Origin of the sequence: Streptomyces cylindrosporus (assembly GCF_022698165.1) — a bacterium.
Classification (GTDB): Bacteria; Actinomycetota; Actinomycetes; order Streptomycetales; family Streptomycetaceae; genus Streptomyces; species Streptomyces cylindrosporus.
On record NZ_JALDAY010000006.1, the window covers coordinates 235,765 to 250,373 of the forward strand.

14 protein-coding genes and 2 pseudogenes are annotated in these 14,609 nt (G+C 69.7%); 5 read left to right on the plus strand and 11 right to left on the minus strand.

The genetic code is table 11. From position 1 onward, the window contains the following. Nucleotides 1-185: 185 nt before the first annotated feature. From MQP27_RS20885 to MQP27_RS20895, 3 genes and pseudogenes are all read right to left on the minus strand, one after another. Nucleotides 186-556, minus strand: a pseudogene (locus tag MQP27_RS20885) (fic family toxin-antitoxin system, toxin component). Beyond that, the gene (locus MQP27_RS20890; RefSeq protein ID WP_242766803.1) at nucleotides 553-708 is read right to left on the minus strand and encodes a hypothetical protein; all 156 of its coding nucleotides are present in this window, start codon (nucleotides 706-708) and stop codon (nucleotides 553-555) included. The pseudogene MQP27_RS20885 and the gene MQP27_RS20890 overlap by 4 nt, the downstream one beginning before the upstream one ends. A gap of 639 nt (nucleotides 709-1,347) precedes the next feature. Next, nucleotides 1,348-1,926 (minus strand): TetR/AcrR family transcriptional regulator, encoded by a 579-nt coding sequence (locus MQP27_RS20895; protein ID WP_242766804.1) that lies wholly within the window; start codon nucleotides 1,924-1,926, stop codon nucleotides 1,348-1,350. Between the two features lie 96 nt (nucleotides 1,927-2,022). Between MQP27_RS20895 and MQP27_RS20900 the strand changes: the two genes are divergently transcribed. Beyond that, a complete protein-coding gene (locus MQP27_RS20900) occupies nucleotides 2,023-2,904 on the plus strand; it encodes an SDR family oxidoreductase (RefSeq protein WP_242766805.1) in 882 nt (293 codons plus the stop codon). 218 nt (nucleotides 2,905-3,122) lie between these two features. On the opposite strand, the gene MQP27_RS20905 is transcribed toward MQP27_RS20900, so the two are convergent. Further along, nucleotides 3,123-3,683, minus strand: coding sequence for a hypothetical protein (locus MQP27_RS20905; RefSeq protein WP_242766806.1), 561 nt, complete (start codon nucleotides 3,681-3,683; stop codon nucleotides 3,123-3,125). 111 nt (nucleotides 3,684-3,794) lie between these two features. Between MQP27_RS20905 and MQP27_RS20910 the strand changes: the two genes are divergently transcribed. Both MQP27_RS20910 and MQP27_RS20915 read left to right on the plus strand, forming a co-directional pair. Next, on the plus strand, nucleotides 3,795-4,493 hold the full coding sequence (locus tag MQP27_RS20910) for a TetR/AcrR family transcriptional regulator (RefSeq protein ID WP_242766807.1): 699 nt from the start codon (nucleotides 3,795-3,797) through the stop codon (nucleotides 4,491-4,493). Between the two features lie 207 nt (nucleotides 4,494-4,700). Further along, nucleotides 4,701-5,285 carry a DinB family protein gene (locus tag MQP27_RS20915; protein WP_242766808.1) on the plus strand — a complete coding sequence of 195 codons (585 nt, stop codon included), beginning with the start codon at nucleotides 4,701-4,703 and terminating at the stop codon, nucleotides 5,283-5,285. Between the two features lie 356 nt (nucleotides 5,286-5,641). Here the strand turns inward: MQP27_RS20915 and MQP27_RS20920 are convergent, their stop codons facing one another. After that, nucleotides 5,642-6,505 (minus strand): NAD(P)H-binding protein, encoded by an 864-nt coding sequence (locus tag MQP27_RS20920; RefSeq protein WP_242766809.1) that lies wholly within the window; start codon nucleotides 6,503-6,505, stop codon nucleotides 5,642-5,644. 125 nt (nucleotides 6,506-6,630) lie between these two features. Here MQP27_RS20920 and MQP27_RS20925 point away from each other — a divergent pair, with 125 nt between their 5' ends. Continuing rightward, the gene (locus MQP27_RS20925) at nucleotides 6,631-7,086 is read left to right on the plus strand and encodes a MarR family winged helix-turn-helix transcriptional regulator (protein ID WP_242766810.1); all 456 of its coding nucleotides are present in this window, start codon (nucleotides 6,631-6,633) and stop codon (nucleotides 7,084-7,086) included. Nucleotides 7,087-7,212: 126 nt separating this feature from the next. On the opposite strand, the gene MQP27_RS20930 is transcribed toward MQP27_RS20925, so the two are convergent. Beyond that, complete coding sequence (locus tag MQP27_RS20930; RefSeq protein ID WP_242766811.1) at nucleotides 7,213-8,781, minus strand: cellulose binding domain-containing protein; 1,569 nt, start codon at nucleotides 8,779-8,781, stop codon at nucleotides 7,213-7,215. 198 nt (nucleotides 8,782-8,979) lie between these two features. Between MQP27_RS20930 and MQP27_RS20935 the strand changes: the two are divergent. Next, nucleotides 8,980-9,180: pseudogene (locus tag MQP27_RS20935) on the plus strand (DoxX family protein); the annotation flags it as partial. 66 nt (nucleotides 9,181-9,246) lie between these two features. Here the strand turns inward: MQP27_RS20935 and MQP27_RS20940 are convergent. The 5 genes from MQP27_RS20940 to MQP27_RS20960 all read right to left on the minus strand — a co-directional run bounded on the left by MQP27_RS20940 (nucleotide 9,247) and on the right by MQP27_RS20960 (nucleotide 14,425). Next, complete coding sequence (locus tag MQP27_RS20940) at nucleotides 9,247-10,095, minus strand: hypothetical protein (protein ID WP_242766812.1); 849 nt, start codon at nucleotides 10,093-10,095, stop codon at nucleotides 9,247-9,249. 157 nt (nucleotides 10,096-10,252) lie between these two features. After that, nucleotides 10,253-12,172 carry an N-acetylmuramoyl-L-alanine amidase gene (locus MQP27_RS20945; RefSeq protein WP_242766813.1) on the minus strand — a complete coding sequence of 640 codons (1,920 nt, stop codon included), beginning with the start codon at nucleotides 12,170-12,172 and terminating at the stop codon, nucleotides 10,253-10,255. Between the two features lie 251 nt (nucleotides 12,173-12,423). Further along, the gene (locus MQP27_RS20950) at nucleotides 12,424-13,263 is read right to left on the minus strand and encodes a SigB/SigF/SigG family RNA polymerase sigma factor (protein WP_242766814.1); all 840 of its coding nucleotides are present in this window, start codon (nucleotides 13,261-13,263) and stop codon (nucleotides 12,424-12,426) included. A 137-nt stretch (nucleotides 13,264-13,400) separates the two neighbouring features. After that, nucleotides 13,401-13,913 carry a flavin reductase family protein gene (locus MQP27_RS20955; RefSeq protein WP_242766815.1) on the minus strand — a complete coding sequence of 171 codons (513 nt, stop codon included), beginning with the start codon at nucleotides 13,911-13,913 and terminating at the stop codon, nucleotides 13,401-13,403. Nucleotides 13,914-13,993: 80 nt separating this feature from the next. Continuing rightward, complete coding sequence (locus MQP27_RS20960) at nucleotides 13,994-14,425, minus strand: ATP-binding protein (RefSeq protein WP_242766816.1); 432 nt, start codon at nucleotides 14,423-14,425, stop codon at nucleotides 13,994-13,996. Nucleotides 14,426-14,609: the final 184 nt, after the last annotated feature.

A 14,609-nucleotide genomic window follows, 5' to 3' on the forward strand; every position in this document is an offset into this window, starting at 1 on the left:
CGTCGGCCTGATCCAGGCGACGTGCCGCGAGTATGGACAGCGTTTCCCAGGGGCACGTCGGTCACGGAGGCCCCCAGCGCACGCAGGACGGCAGGTCGCGCAGTCCACGGCCCGGCGTTCGGCCGGTGTACGAGACGGCGGCCGCCGACGGATCGCATGCCCTTGCGCGGCTCGGCTCAGCCAGGTCAGGGCTTCCACGCGCGCAGCATGGCGGCGATCCCGGCGACGGTGGAATGCGGGCTTTTCAACTCGTGGGCGAGCGCGGTCCGTTGCTCGCGGGTCGGGTTCACCGGGATGCTGCTGGCTTCGAGGTACATCACGGCGACGGCGCAGGCGACGGCCAGGTGGAGCGCTCCAGCCAGCGGCAGCGGCCGAGGGTGTGGGCCAGGGCGGCAGCGCGGGCGCAGGGGCCGTCGTAAACGGGTCGCTCAAGGAGTTCGCCACGGTGGCGAGCGACGGCGGCGACCGGCACGCCACAGTCGTCGACGCCGGGCTCACCGTGGCCTGCCCGTTCGGCGACTTCCAGGATCCAGGATTCGCCGACGTGCAAGATCACGCGGCGGTACCCGGCCGTGGCTTGGCGTAGGGGGCGTCGAGCTGCTGCTCCAGATCGTCGAGGAAGGTGCCGTGCTCGTCGATGAGGCGCTGCGCGGCGGCCATGCCGGCAGCCCGGGCACCGGTCGTGTCTTCGATGATCAGCCGCTCCACGTAGCGGTTGAAGTCCAGGCCGCGGGCGGCCGCGGCGCAAGAGGGTAGCAGGGTGGTAGCAGGCGTGCGGGCGGTGTCGCCGGAGTGGCTGCACCGGCCATGTCCGCTTGAACACGAGCGGGGGATCGGCCGGTCAACACGTTCACTCGATCGAGCAAGTCGGACCACGACCTCCATTTGCCGCAGATCCATGGCCCCTTCCCGTTCAACTTCCCGTCCGGTGCTAAGACGACGAACGGGCTTCGATCTCCTCCGCATCGTAAGCAGACCCGCACGACGTCCCGCGGATGGCCGGTCACGCTCCGATCGGCGATGACGAGTTCCGTGGCCGACGGATCTGGGAGAAGGCCGGCTCGGCGACGACTGCCGCTGCCGGGCAAGCCCGGAATGCCGCCCGGGCCGGGCCGTATCGTGACGGCCGGGGCAGCGCGGCTGCGACACCTGGGAGCGCGCGGCTGGGTTCTCCCTGGAGATGAGGTCGTCCAGGGCCATCACGCAAACTGCCGAAACAGCGGCGCCCCGACGCTGCCGCCCCGGCCCTCGCGCCGCGCAACATGGGAGTGAGCAGGTCGGCAGCCACATTGCTCTTTAGAAGCGCCTTCCGCCGCGGTTCGGTGAACAGTCGGCGATCCTGGCCGGTCAGCCCAGCGAGGCGCTCGCTGCACGCAGTTCGTCCAGAGCCGCCAGAGTGTAGTCGGCGAGGTTGTCCTTGGCGTCACGGTCGCCCTCCGACCACTGGGCGTATCCCCGCTTGAAGGCGAGGACGCCCAGCTCTCCGGCCAGCGCCGCGGTCGGATCAGGTGTGCCGCGGGCGACCAGAGCGGTCGTCATCGCGGCCGCGAGACTGACGCTCTTGAGGGCGTCGCGCTCCTGGAGTTCGGTGCTGGCGGCGACGGCCGCCTTCAGGCGAGGGGCGAGCTCGCGATTCATGGGGCCCATCGCGCTCGAGGCGCGCTCGAGACCGGCGGCGACCGCTTCGAGGGGGCTGGCGTCGTCCGGTGCGTCGGCGATTCCCTCGGTCAGCAGTCGGCTCAGGGTCTCCTGTCCGGCGACCAGCAGCTCGCGCTTGTCGGGGAAGTGCCGGAAGAAGGTGCTCTTGGTGACGCCGGCGCGCTCGGCGATCTGCGCGACCGTCGTGGCGTCGTACCCCTGCTCGGTGAACAGGTCGACGGCAGCCACGACGAGGCGTTCGCGTGCGCCTGGTTCCCATCTGGCCATGGTCACCATCCTAGGTGATGGGACTCTTGTCCCGTCACTGCGGTAGAGTGATGGGACAAGAGTCCCATCACTCGTCACCTGTTGGGGAGCCTTCCCATGCACGTTTTTGTCACCGGCGGTACCGGTCTGATCGGTTCCGCGGTCGTCGCGGAACTGCTCGCGGGCGGCCACACCGTTCTCGCGCTCGCCCGCTCCGACGCGTCCGCGCAGGCCGTCAAGGCGGCCGGTGCCGAGCCGCTGCGGGGCGCCCTCGCCGACCTGGACGTCCTTCGCGCCGGCGCCGCCCAGGCCGACGGGGTAATCCATCTCGCGTTCGACCACGCCTTCGGCAGCCCCGACACGCTCGCGAAGGCGGTCGCCGAGGAGGGGGGCGCCCTCGCCACCCTCGGCCAGGAACTCGTCGGCAGCAACCGCCCCTTGGTCACCGCCTCGGGAACGCCCCGCGTTCCCGGCCGGGCCTCCACCGAGGCCGACCCGTTGATGACGCAGGGGCCGGTCGGCGGGCGTGCCCGCGCGGTCACCGCGGTCCTGGGCCTGGCCTCGCGCGGGGTCCGCAGCAGTGCCGTACGCCTGCCGCGCACGGTCCACAACCAGGGGGCGGGCGGGTTCGCCGGTCTGCTCACCGACATCGCACGGCGGACCGGGGTCTCCGGCTATCCCGGCGACGGCACACAGCGCTGGCCGGCCGTGCACGCCTTCGACGCGGCGGTCCTCTTCCGGCTCGCCCTGGAGCAGGCGGAAGCGGGTACCTCCTGGCACGCCGTGGCCGACGAGGGGGACCAGGTCCGCGACATCGCCGCCGTCATCGGGCGGCGGCTGGGTCTGCCGGTCGATTCGGTGCCGGCGGAGACCTACGGCCCCCTCGGCGAGATCTTCGCCGGCGACCAGCCTTCCTCCAGCGCCCACACCCGGCAGGCGCTGGGCTGGCAGCCCAAGCACCCGAGCCTGCTGGAAGACCTCGAGAACATCCAGGCCTGACCGCTGGACGACGAGGCCGGCGCGCTGCGAGGTCCCAGTCGGCAGGGCAAGGTCCCCGTCCACACCCGACTGCATCCTGACCTCCCAGTTGAGCAGCTCCCCGGCGGCCGTGATGAGGTTGCCGACCAGCGGGAGAGGACGAGGGATCCGGCGCCGGTGGCGTCGAGCAGGGGGCCGGTGCCGACCTCGTGCATCGCGGCCAGGAGCGCGACCGGCCCTCAGGTCCTGGGAATCGAGCGGGACAGGCGCATCGCCGAGGCGAGGAAGAAGATGCCGCCGAGCGCGGCGTAGCCGGCGATGGTGGCCAGTGAGGGGTCGTCCTGAGTGGCGCTTCGGATGAAGTTCGCGCCGGCGAGGACGGAGATGCCGCCGCTGAGGATCATGGCCCACTGGCCGCCCATCGGGCGGCGCGCGACGCCCACCAGGAGCTGTATGAGGCCGGAAACGACCGCCCACGCGCCCCAGACGCGCAGTACGTCGGCCACGCCGGAGGCGCCGGCGATCACGACGCCGACGGCGGCGAGCGCACTGGCGGCCATGTTGGCGTACAGGCCCTTGACCAGGCCAGCGGCGCGCGCCGACCTGGCGTCGACCACGGCCGCGGCGACATCGAAGGCGGGGTAGAGGAACAGGAGCACCTTCGTACCGACGGTGAGTTCATCACCGGACACCAGCAGGAGTGCGGCCCAGGCGGCGGCGAAGGCGAAGCGGATGACGTACAGCCGGCGCAGGGCGGGTACGGCGGCGGTGGGCGTGGCGGAGGCAGTGGTGGATGCCATAGGGGTTCTCCAGTATCTGCGAAGTAGAGAGAACGGTCTCTCTTGTTTGCAGCCTGGCACAGCCAATCTGCGAAGACAAGAGAGAGCGTTCTACCCTCTATAGTGGGCCGTATGGCAAAGACGGAAGTCGGCACAGGCAGCGGCAGGCGAGTCTCCGAGGCTCGCGAACGGCTCCTGAAGACCGCCGGGCAGCTCTTCTACGCGGAGGGCATTCAGAGGGTAGGCGTCGACCGCCTGGTCGCCGAGTCGAAGGTCACCAACGCCACCTTCTACCGCCACTTCCCCAGCAAGGAAGACCTTGCCGTCGCCTACATCGGAAGCGTCGACCAGGCGATCCGTACCCAGATCGGCTCCCTGACGGCCGCGGACCTGCCGCCCGACGCGATCCTGCGGGGCATCGGCGCGTCCCTGGTCGACCAGATCCGCTCGCCCGGCTACCGCGGATGCGCCTTCCTCAACGCGGCAGCGGAATTCCCCGATCCCGACCATCCGGTTCACCGTGCCGTTGTGCAACACCGCGCATGGTTCCTTCAGACGATCACCGCACTGTTCACTGAGATCACAGCCGCGCAGGCCGATCACGCCGGGCGGCACTTCGTCATGCTCCGCGACGGCGCGATGAGCGCCGGCTACCTCGGCGACCCCGTCCTGGCCGGCGAGACCTTGCTGCGTGGCATCGACGGACTGCTGCGGATCCATACCGCCCGCGGACAGGACGAGGGCACCACCTCGGCATCCGCATCCGGTCAGGCCTCCTCCGCGGTGCCGACGGTCTCCGACATCGAGTGCTCGCCGCGCCCCGGCGGGTGACCACAGTTGGCGCTCCACCGGCCGCGTTGAGCACCGAGTGGGTGTCGGCGTACTTGCTTGCGTGCAGAGCCAGTTACGGATCGACGTGCAGATCAAGTTCTGGGTTGTCTCACGTGGCACCTGTCGCGAGCTTCAGGTGGCGGGTCGGAGCGACGGCGACGTAGAGGATCTTGAGACCGTGCGCGGCCCATGGCAGGCTCATGCCGCATGATCGATGAATTCGCTAAAGACAACCTGCACGGGAGACTGCGCCGAGACCGTGAGGCGCTGCTCTGGAAACTCGACGGCTTGTCCGAGTACGACGCCCGCCGACCTTTGACGGCGACCGGGACCAACCTCCTCGGCCTGGTCAAACACGTGGCCACCGTCGAGGCCAGGTACTTCGGCGAGGTCTTCGACCGCCCCTCCCCCGAACCGCTGCCCCGGTGGGACGACTACGACGGCAGCGACTTGTGGGCGACCGAGGACGAGAGCCGCGATCAGATCATCGCGTTCTATCGGCGCACGTGGGAGCACTCGGACGCCACGATCAACGAGCTTCGCCTCGACTCCCCCGGCCACGTGCCGTGGTGGCCGGAGCCTCATCGCAACGCGAACCTGTTCGCCATCATGGTCCATGTCCTGGGCGAGACCGTCCGGCATGCCGGGCACGCCGACATCCTGCGCGAGGGCCTCGACGGGCGGACCGGGATGCGCGCCGAATACGAGGAGAAGATCGACGCGGACGCGCGCGCAGCCTACTGCGCGAAGATCGAGCGGGCCGCCAGGTCGGCCGCACCACTCACGGCTTAGGGGCTTAGAGGTTGCCCTTGCTGCCGTGCCGGTCGAGCCTGGACAGTCGATCGTCCAGGTCGGAGGCGGAGGGACTTCCACTGGAGGCCCGCACGGCGGGGGTGGACCAACAGCGTGTTCGGTCAGTCGGTCGGCGGCCTTCTTCCCGCGGTGGGAGGAGCCGTTGTCCGCGATCCAGAACACGCTCCGTAGGTGTGGTTCACGGGGATCGCTCTGGCCCGGCCAGGAGCGGGAGTGGAGTGGCAGCGGCAGCGGTCCTGGACGGAGGTCTTCTCGTCCTCGCTGACGACGCTCGGCCGGGCGGGGTGCCCGCAGCGCCTTCGGTCTGGCGGAAGGGGGCGTGGTCGTCCGTCGGTTCAGGCGTTTTCGGGCCGTCGGAACGCGTCGGCGTTGCGCGCGCACCAGTCGGCGAAAGTTCGCGGCCTGCGTCCGAGCAGCCGCCCCACGGTGTCCGTCCGGAACCCGACGGTGTCGGCGCGCATGAGGGTGAAGCCCTCCGTGATGGCGTCGGCGAGTGCCTGGGGTGCCCCGTTGGGGAAGCGGAACCGTACGGCCTCGGCCGCTGTGGCCGTTTCCCGGACCTCGATGTTGCGGCCGATCGTCTCGGAGATGATGCGGACCTGCTCGGCGACGGTGAACATCTCGTCGCCGGTGAGCACGTATTCCTTGTCCTGGTGACCGGCCTCGGTCAGGGCGAGGGCGGCGACCGCGGCGATGTCCGCGGGGTCGATCGGGGCGTAGCGGCCCGGGCCGACCGGGTCGAGGACGTAGTTTCCCTCGCGGATGGTGGGCAGCCAGTCGAGGGCGTTGGTCATGAAGCCGCCGGGCCGCAGGAATGTGACGGGGATACCGGAGGCGCGGATGATCTGCTCGCGTTCGTGGTGCCAGCGCCCCATGGCGGGAATCGGGTCGAAGGTGACGTGGAAGGAGGACAGGTGCACGACATGCTGCACCCCGGCGGCCTGGGCGGCGGCGATGGCGGCGGCGGTGTAGTCGGTGCCTATGCCCTGTGTGAGCAGGAAGAGTTTGTCGACGCCCGCGAAGGCCGGAGCCAGTGTCGCGGGTTCCCCCAGGTCGCCGACGGCGCGTTCGGCGCGCTCGGGCAGTCGTGCGGCGCGGGCGGGGTCGCGGACGAGGAGACGTAACTTCGCGCCCTTCGCGTCGAGTTCGCGGGTGAGTTCCCGGCCGATGTTCCCGGTGGCTCCGGTGACCAGTATCATCGTGGCTCCCCAAAGTCGTTTGCCGTCTATCGAGTTCGAGGGAACGTTAGCCGGTGAACGATTAGCCGTCAACCGAGTTGGTTGCGGCTCGGGCGTCCGCTCCCGCACATCACCGAAAGGCCGCGATGTCAGAGTTCCTTGACCTGCACGGCAGAACGTCGAAGGTGCTTCGGGCCCTGGCCGACGCGGCCATGCGGCGCCATGGGCTGCACGTCGGACAGAACTACCTGCTCGCCGTGCTGTGGGAGCGGGACGGCAGCACGCCCGGCGAAGTCGCCGCCGCGCTGAACGTCACGACGCCCACCGTCGTCAAGATGGCCGACCGGATGACGGCGGCCGGGCTGCTCACCCGTCGCCGCGACGACCGGGACAACCGCCTCGTCCGGCTCTGGCTCACCGACGCGGGGCGTGCGCTGCAGAAACCGGTCGAGGCGGAACGGCGGTTGATCGAGGAGAAGGTCACCGCGGACCTCACCGAAACCGAACGCGAAGCCCTCTTGAACGCCCTGGCGAAGGTCCACCGGGCGGCGAGTGAGCTACTGAGCGAGCCCATCGACTACGGGGACTCTGCCAGCAGTTGACGCTCCCACGCCCCCCTGCCGGGGGCCCGGCCGGTCCGACGCCGACGTGTCGGCTCGGACCGGCCGGGGCCGTTTCGAGAAGTCAGGCGTGTACTTCCCGTCTGGCGGCGGTGTGCTGACGGAGTTTCAGCCGGTGTAGGTGGCGAAGATCTTCGCGAACTCGTAGGGAGACTGGGGGATGTTGGTGCACTGGTACAGGGCTCCGGTGCAGGCGTTGCGGTCGCGGGTGGATTCCCAGAAGGCGAGTTCGCCCAAGTGTCGGGACTGGGCGAAGGCGACCAGTTGGCGTGCGTCGGACTGGTCGTAGATGTGGCCGTCGTCGTTCTGGCCGAGCATCGGCGTCACGCCGATCATCGCCCAGAGTTCGGCGTCGCTCCGGCCGGGGTAGAGCGACTTGAGCTGGGTGAACGTGCTCTGGGCGGCTTGGACCGCCGCGTCGCCGTAGTCGATGCTCCTGTAGTAGTCCATGGCCATGACGTTGACGACGTCGAGGTCGACGCCGGCGTCTCGCGCCGACTTGACCACGTTCAGGCCGTCCGCGGTGAGGCCTTCCGGTAGCACCGGCAGCGTCAGCGAGATCCGCAGGCCCGGGTGGGCCTGTTGCAGGCGTGCCAGGGCCTGGGAGCGGCGGGTGACGGAGGCCGGGTCCGCGGTGGCGGCGCCCTCGATGTCGAAGTCGACGTACTTCAGGCCGTAGGCGGAGACGACCGCGTCGTACTCGGCGAACAACGCGTCCACCGACCCGCAGGCCTGGGCCAGTTCGATCCCGCTGGCGCCGCCGAAGGAGACCTTGACGTCTCCCCCGTTCGCTCGCAGGTCGTCGATCTGGTCCTTGGCCCAACCGTCGCGCGGGTCATAGGCGTTGAACCACATCGCCTTGCAGCCCGAGGCGGTGATGAAGGCCATGGTGTAGTTCTTGAGTCCGCTCGCCGTGGCCATCTCGGGCATGCTCGGGGTGGGCCAGGCGCCCATGTCGACGTACGGCGCGGTGGACAGGCTCGAGCCGGGCTGCTGGTCGCCGCCCGCAGATGTCGTACCGCTGACGGCGGTGCTGTAGGCGGAGAGGTTTCCCGCCGCGTCGCGGGCGCGGACGCGGAACGAGTAGGTCGTGCTCGGCTGAAGTCCCGTGGCTGTGTACGAGGTTGCGGTGACGAGGACTGGTGTGCCGCCGTCGCGGGAGACCTCGTAACCGGCGACGGAGCCGGAGTCGTCGGTGGCGGCGGTCCAGCGCAGTGTGAGCGAGGAGCCGGTCGCGGATCCGACGGTCACGCCGGCCGGGACGGCGGGCGGTGTGGTGTCGGCTCCGGAGCCGCCGGTGCAGGGCGCTCCGTCGAGTTTGCAGTTGGCGGGGGTGCCGGTGCCGGTGGAGACCCAGCCGAAGGTCGCGGACGCGCCGGGTGCCAGGGTGCCGTTGTACTCGCGGTTCTTGAAGGTGACGTGGGTGCCGGTCCGGGTGAGCAGCGCGTCCCAGTACGAGCCGACGGTGGTGCCCGAGGGGAGGTCGAACTCGACGGTCCAGGAGGACAGCGTCGTACCGCCGGAGTTGGTGATGGTGTACGCGCCCTGGTAGCCGCCGTCCCAGGTGGAGGTCTTGGAGAAGCTCGCGGTCGGTGTTCCCGCGGCGGTGGCGGGTGGGGCGAGGACGGCGAGGAGCATTCCGATGAGCAGGACGAGGGGTGCGGAGAGTCTTCGCATTGCTGACTCCTGGGGGGTTGGGCGCCGGGGAGGCGCGCGAGGCCGCACATGATTGGTCCATACCAAATCTCTGACATGTACGTACCGAGCGGCAGCGCCATTGGTCAAGCCCGGCGTTCCGTTGTCACGAAATCGGGTCGCTGATCCGTCTTCAGGGGAAGGGCATCTCGCAACGGGCCGCCCGGCAGCACCATCCGGGCGGCAGGCACCGCGGGGCTGCTCGCCGGGCCGGCCGTGCCCGTTCTGGGAACCCTGGCCGCCGCCTGCCTCGTGCTCTACTTCATCGGCGCCGTCATCGCCCACCTGCGGGTCGGTTCCCGCAACATCGTCGGCGGGATCGTGTTCCTCGTCACCGCCGTGGCCGCGCTGGTCCTGGGCCTGGCTTACCACGGCCCTTAATGATCTGTGCAGGAAGCACGGAGTCGAGGGGGCGGTCGTGCCCCCTCGACTCCGGCCCCTAACCGCTCACCTGACGTCGACGAAGTCGCCGGGCGCTGTCGACGCGGCGGTGGTGGCCGTGCCCGCGAAGGCATAGCGGTAGTAGCCGTCGACCGTGGCCTTGGTGGTGGTCTTCAGGACGCCGGTGCTGTTGGTTCTCACCGTCTTGAGGGTGGTGTAGGTGCTGCTGCCCTTCTTGCGGAACTGCAGCTTCACGGGCTGGGACGCGTAGCCGGCGTACTTGCCCGTCGACCAGTTCGCGCGGGCCAGCTTGCCCGTGACCGTGATGGTCTTGCCCTTCTTGACCGGCTCGGGAGTGGCGTCGGCGGTCAGCGTGGAGGCCTTCTTGATCGCGGTGGTGGCGACGTCGTCGTTGTAACTGGCGTTCGCGTACAGGTCCCATGCGCCGAGGAACAGCTTCCACTTCCCGGCGACGCCGTTGTCCTTCATGTCGGTGGCCGGGTGGATGTTGAAGACGGCCTTGCAGTTGTAGACGCCCTGGGTGGCGGTCTCGGTGCAGGTGGGGTCGTCGTCCGTGCCGAGGCCGCCGGTGATGCCGTCCGTGGTCGAGCTGTCGGTGCCCTGCCACAGGAAGGCCTCGGTGAGGGCGACGCCGTTCTGGTCGGTGGCGGTGTAGGTGACGGTGACGGACTTCGTGCCGGTGACGCCGAGGACGATGTCCTTGCCGCCGTTGATGACCGCGTTCGAGAACTTGGTGTTGCCCAACGAGTCCTTCGGCCGTACGGAGTTGGAGGCGAACGATCTGAGCTTGGCCGGCGCGTCCGTGTGCTCCGACGCCTGGGCGGTGGCCGGAAGAGTGAGCGCGGACAGGACCGCCGCACCGGAGACGATGACGGCGGCAGCGCGTATACGCATGAATCCCCCCACGGGAACCTGAGAGGCCCGCCGAAGTCTCCCTCCGGTCGGGCCTGTTGATCTCCGCATCCTACGAACTCGGTTCGGAACCAGTGAAGATCCTTTGTGCAATAAGTGCGTAATGGGCGAGGGAGCTTGCCGACTCGGCGGTGCGCCGTCAGCTGTCCGTGGCCGTGACGTCCGTGGCGTACACGAGGGCGACCCGGTGGTTGTACTGGACGGTGTACATCGCCTTGGCGCCGGTGACGACCGTGCCGCTGGAAGGGAAGAAGTCGTCTGTGAGGGACGGTGCCGTTGTGGCCACGTAGGCCTGGCCGGGCGGGACCACGTACATGCTCAGCGCGGCCTGCGTCGAGGGAGACAGGGCTGCCGGGTACTCGCCGGCGTCCGGGTAGCTGGAGCCGTAGACCGCCACCGGCGAGGTGCCGGCCGCTGCGATCACCTTCACGCCGTGGGCCGGCGTGGTGTTGCAGCCGTCCGGGTTGTGGAACCACACCTTGGCGCCGCTGTACCAGATGGCGGTCCAGTCGCCGTCCTGCCCGGCGACCACGAACTGCTGTCCCGCCACCGCCGTGCTGCCCCAGTCGTTGATCCGGTCGGTGCCGGCCGTGCCCGGGTGGATCGCCGGGTCCCCGAAGAGCGGGGCGGTGTCGGCGGGTTCGGTGTGCAGGTAGACGAAGTTCGCGGGCTGCTGCGTCTCGGTGCATACCGTGGTGGCGCCGGTCGGGTCGTCGGCGGGGCAGATCTGGACCGTCTGCGGGTTGTCGTCGAAGCGCGGAGCGATGGTGACCACCGAGCCGACAGGGCCGACACCGTGCTGCATGGCGTGCACTCCGAGCAGGCTCATGAAGTGGTTCCAGTCCCAGGACGGGCCCGGGTCCCAGTGCATGCCGGAGACGAGGGACGACCTGGGTCCGGCGACGTTGTCGTGGCCGATGATGTGCTGCCGATCCAGCGGTATGCCGAAGCGCGCGGCGAGGTACTTCACCAGGTCGGCCGTGGCCTCGTACTGCGCCTCGGTGTACCAGGTGGCGCCGTGCGCGGCGTAGCCCTCGTGCTCGATGCCGATCGAGTGCATGTTGGTGGAGTAGCTGCCCGCGTGGAAGGCGAGGTCCTTGGTGGGCACCATCTGCGTCACCGCGCCGTCGGAGGAGCGCATGACGTAGTGCGCGGCGGCGCCGCCCGCCTGTTCGAAGGTGGTGATGGCGGCGTCGTAGGAGCTCTCCGTGTCGTGGATGACGATGGTGTCGATACGGATGCCGTTGGCGGGGCGGTTGGAGACCTGCCCGTTCGCGGCCGCCGCCGGGACGAAGGTGCAGGCGACGGTGGCGGGGCACTCGGTTTCGGTGTCCGTCGCGGACTTCAGGGCGAGTGAGGCCAGTTGGCCGGTGGCCGGGTGGACGTCGCTGTCTGCCGCGAGGGAGACGCGTCGGCCGTCGGCGGTGGTGCGGTGGGCTCCCTTCTTCACCGTGGCGAAGACGCGGTCGGCGAAGGCCTGGGCGCCCGGGCGCCGGGTCGACTGGCTGTAACGGGCCACGGCCGCGTACCAGTTGGCGGGGTCGGCGGACAGGGTGCCGGTCACCGTCTTCTGGTACGAGGCGAGAAGTGCCGCGCCGCCGCGGATGTTGGCCGACGGGTCGGTGCGCAACTCCTTCGCCGACAGGCCGGTCAGCTTCGCGGCCGCCTGGACCGTGTGCAGGGCGGGGTCGGCGGCCAGCTTCGACAGCTCGGCGCGGCCGACCGCGCCCGCGTCCCCGGAGGCCATCATGGCGGGGGTCACGTCAGTCAGGTGCATGGGCCCGTAGCCGCCGTCCGTGCTGTGCTGTCCGGCGTGCGTCTCCCAGGCGGACTCCTGGTACGCCACCGCCAGCAGCACCTGACCCGGGACGTGGTAGGCGTCGGCGGCGGTCGTGAACTCCTGTTGGAGAGTGGGCGCCGAAGGTGCCGTGTCACCCGTGGCCAGTGCCGGCACCTGCGTCGCCGTCCCGGTTGCGAGGGCGAGCGCGGCGGCCGCGGCCGACAGGGCGCGACGGCGGCGCTTCGACGCATGGGCGCGGCCGGTGTTTCCAGTCGTCATGAAAGCGTCCTCGGACCTCGGAGAGGTCAGGTGGCTGGCTCCGCACCCTGCTCGGGGCTTCGTCCATCGGAGTCTGGGCAGTGGATGATCCCGCTCGGCGCGATCTGGCGTCAACTTGGACTGCCCAAAGGGGACTTGACGGAACGGCTCCAACCACGAGGACCGCCGGCTCTGCAACTGACCAAGCCGCGGGCCCGCCTTCGGGGATCACCGAGGGGGCCCGCGGGGACGTCGTACGGCCGGAATGCGGCTCAGCCGGTGGGGAGCATGCCTTCGCGCAGTCGGGCCAGGAGGCGGTTCAGCAGGCGGGAGACGTGCATCTGCGAGATCCCCAGCCGCTCGCCGATCTCGGCCTGTGTGCGCTCCTCCACGAAACGCATGTGGAGCAGGAGCCGGTCCCGCTCGTCCAGTTGGGCGACCAGGGGTGCCAACGCGTGGAAGTCCTCGACCAGTTCCAGCTTGGTGTCCTCGCGGCCGATGAAGTCCGCCAGGACGCTCTCGCCCTCCTCGCCGGTGGAAATGGCCGCGTCGAGGGAGGCGGAGGTGTAGCCGTTGGACGCCAGGCGCGCCTCGATGACCTCCTCCTCCGACAGGCACATCAGCTGCGACAGCTCCGCGACCGTGGGCGTGCGGCCCAGACGGCTGCTCAGTTCCTCGGTCGCCTGCGCCAGTTGCGCGCGGGCCTCCTGGAGGCGGCGCGGGACGTGGACGGCCCAGGAGGTGTCGCGGAAGAAGCGCTTGATCTCGCCGACGATGTACGGGATCGAGAAGGACGTGAACTCCACCTCGCGCGCCACCTCGAAGCGGTCGATCGCCTTGATCAGCCCGATCACCCCGACCTGGACGATGTCCTCCATCTCCTGCGGCCCCCGGCTGCGGAACCGTGCGGCGGCGTAGCGCACCAGCGAGAGGTTCATCTCGATCAGCGTGTTGCGCGCGTACTGATGCTCTTCCGTACCCTCCTCCAGCTGGGCCAGCCGAGCCAGGAAGAGCCGGGTCAACTCCCGTGCGTCCTTGGGAGTGACCTGGGAAGGATCAGTGCCCTCCGGCAGTCGCACCGCGCCGGCCCGGGTCGTCAACGCCGCCGTCATGTTCAATGCCTTTCCCTCGTTCTCAACACGGCTGGTCGGCCGCTCGCGCTGCCGGATACCCCGGATTCCTCATCCCATCGCCTTTGTTCAAGGCGAGATCCGCACGTGACCGAAGTCGGACCCGTCAGCGCTCGTTTTCAGCCGCCGGACTCCGTCGGCGAGGGCCGGCCCGCCGGATGTCCGGGGTCTATGTCGAGCGTCTGACGCAGCCTCAACAAGGGTCCCTCGCGCCGCCCGCCCCACTGCACCGGTTCGACCACGAAGCCGACGTGATCGCCGCCCGCGTCGAGGCATCGCTCGATGCGACCGACGAACCAGGCCGCCACGTCCGTCAGGACCACTGCCCCGCCGTATCCCTGTGTCCACCGCACCTGTGCGAACTTGTCGGAGTCGGCACCGCACTCGCCGCCGAAGAGGGCGGCCAGATCGTGCTGGTCGCGGGTGAGCAGATGGACTCCCAGGCAGCCTGCGGCACGCGCGGTCTCGTAGGTGTGGTTCGCCGTGGAGAGCCACACCGTGAAGCGCACCGGCTCCAGGGAGCACTGCGAGAAGAACCCCACCAGACAGCCCGACCGCCGCTCCCCGACGGCGGCCGTGACCACGCACATCTCGGGATCGAGCCGGTCGGTGAACGCGTCGGACTCGGGCACCTGCCGTCACTCCCGTCCCATGTCGCCGCCTGCGCACCGCCTGCCGCCCGAGTGCCCCTCGCGCGCCTCGGCACACCGCCTCAGCCGCCGAGGCCCACCGGGTCGTCGAACAGGGCGAGGCGTGCGGTGATGCGCTTGCCGACGGGCTCTCGCTGCGCGGCGAACCCGTCGACCACCGCCATCACGATCTCCAGACCGTGCTGCCCCACCCGTCCGGCGTCGGTGGCGCGGGCCGTGGGCAGGGCCGGATCGGTGTCCCACACCGCGATCTCCACCCATCCCCCGGCGACGCGCAGCTGCAGCAGCACCGGGCCGGGAGCGTACTTCAGCGCGTTCGTCACCAGCTCGCTGACCACCAGCTGCGTCAGGTCCATGGCGCGTGCCGACACCGGCAGACCCCGCTCGGACTGGAGCCGCGCCAGGAACTCCGACGCCCTGGCCCTGGCGTCGGCGATACAACCGACCTCGCCGTCCAGAGCCACGGTCACCTCGGCGGGCGCGTCATCCGGCATCCGGGAACACTCCTCCAACAGGACAGGCTCCCTGCCGACCATGTGCAATACCCCGTTCATGAGCGCGCGACTTCCCCGAAATTCCCGCCCTACACCTGCGCCACGCGTACATGTGTGGGCCATGTGCACGCATCGCGCACGGTTTCCGGGGCAACGGTGCCAACGAAGACATGGCCGGTCCCGT

Excerpts from the sequence above, each read along its gene's own strand:
- MQP27_RS20900 (WP_242766805.1), top strand. The coding sequence starts at position 2,023 with ATGCACGTTTTTGTCACCGGCGGTACCGGTCTGATCGGTTCCGCGGTC.
- MQP27_RS20920 (WP_242766809.1), bottom strand. The coding sequence starts at position 6,505 with ATGATACTGGTCACCGGAGCCACCGGGAACATCGGCCGGGAACTCACC.
- MQP27_RS20895 (WP_242766804.1), bottom strand. The coding sequence starts at position 1,926 with ATGGCCAGATGGGAACCAGGCGCACGCGAACGCCTCGTCGTGGCTGCC.
- MQP27_RS20905 (WP_242766806.1), bottom strand. The coding sequence starts at position 3,683 with ATGGCATCCACCACTGCCTCCGCCACGCCCACCGCCGCCGTACCCGCC.
- MQP27_RS20960 (WP_242766816.1), bottom strand. The coding sequence starts at position 14,425 with ATGCCGGATGACGCGCCCGCCGAGGTGACCGTGGCTCTGGACGGCGAG.
- MQP27_RS20930 (WP_242766811.1), bottom strand. The coding sequence starts at position 8,781 with ATGCGAAGACTCTCCGCACCCCTCGTCCTGCTCATCGGAATGCTCCTC.
- MQP27_RS20940 (WP_242766812.1), bottom strand. The coding sequence starts at position 10,095 with ATGCGTATACGCGCTGCCGCCGTCATCGTCTCCGGTGCGGCGGTCCTG.
- MQP27_RS20915 (WP_242766808.1), top strand. The coding sequence starts at position 4,701 with ATGATCGATGAATTCGCTAAAGACAACCTGCACGGGAGACTGCGCCGA.
- MQP27_RS20945 (WP_242766813.1), bottom strand. The coding sequence starts at position 12,172 with ATGACGACTGGAAACACCGGCCGCGCCCATGCGTCGAAGCGCCGCCGT.
- MQP27_RS20910 (WP_242766807.1), top strand. The coding sequence starts at position 3,795 with ATGGCAAAGACGGAAGTCGGCACAGGCAGCGGCAGGCGAGTCTCCGAG.
- MQP27_RS20950 (WP_242766814.1), bottom strand. The coding sequence starts at position 13,263 with ATGACGGCGGCGTTGACGACCCGGGCCGGCGCGGTGCGACTGCCGGAG.
- MQP27_RS20925 (WP_242766810.1), top strand. The coding sequence starts at position 6,631 with ATGTCAGAGTTCCTTGACCTGCACGGCAGAACGTCGAAGGTGCTTCGG.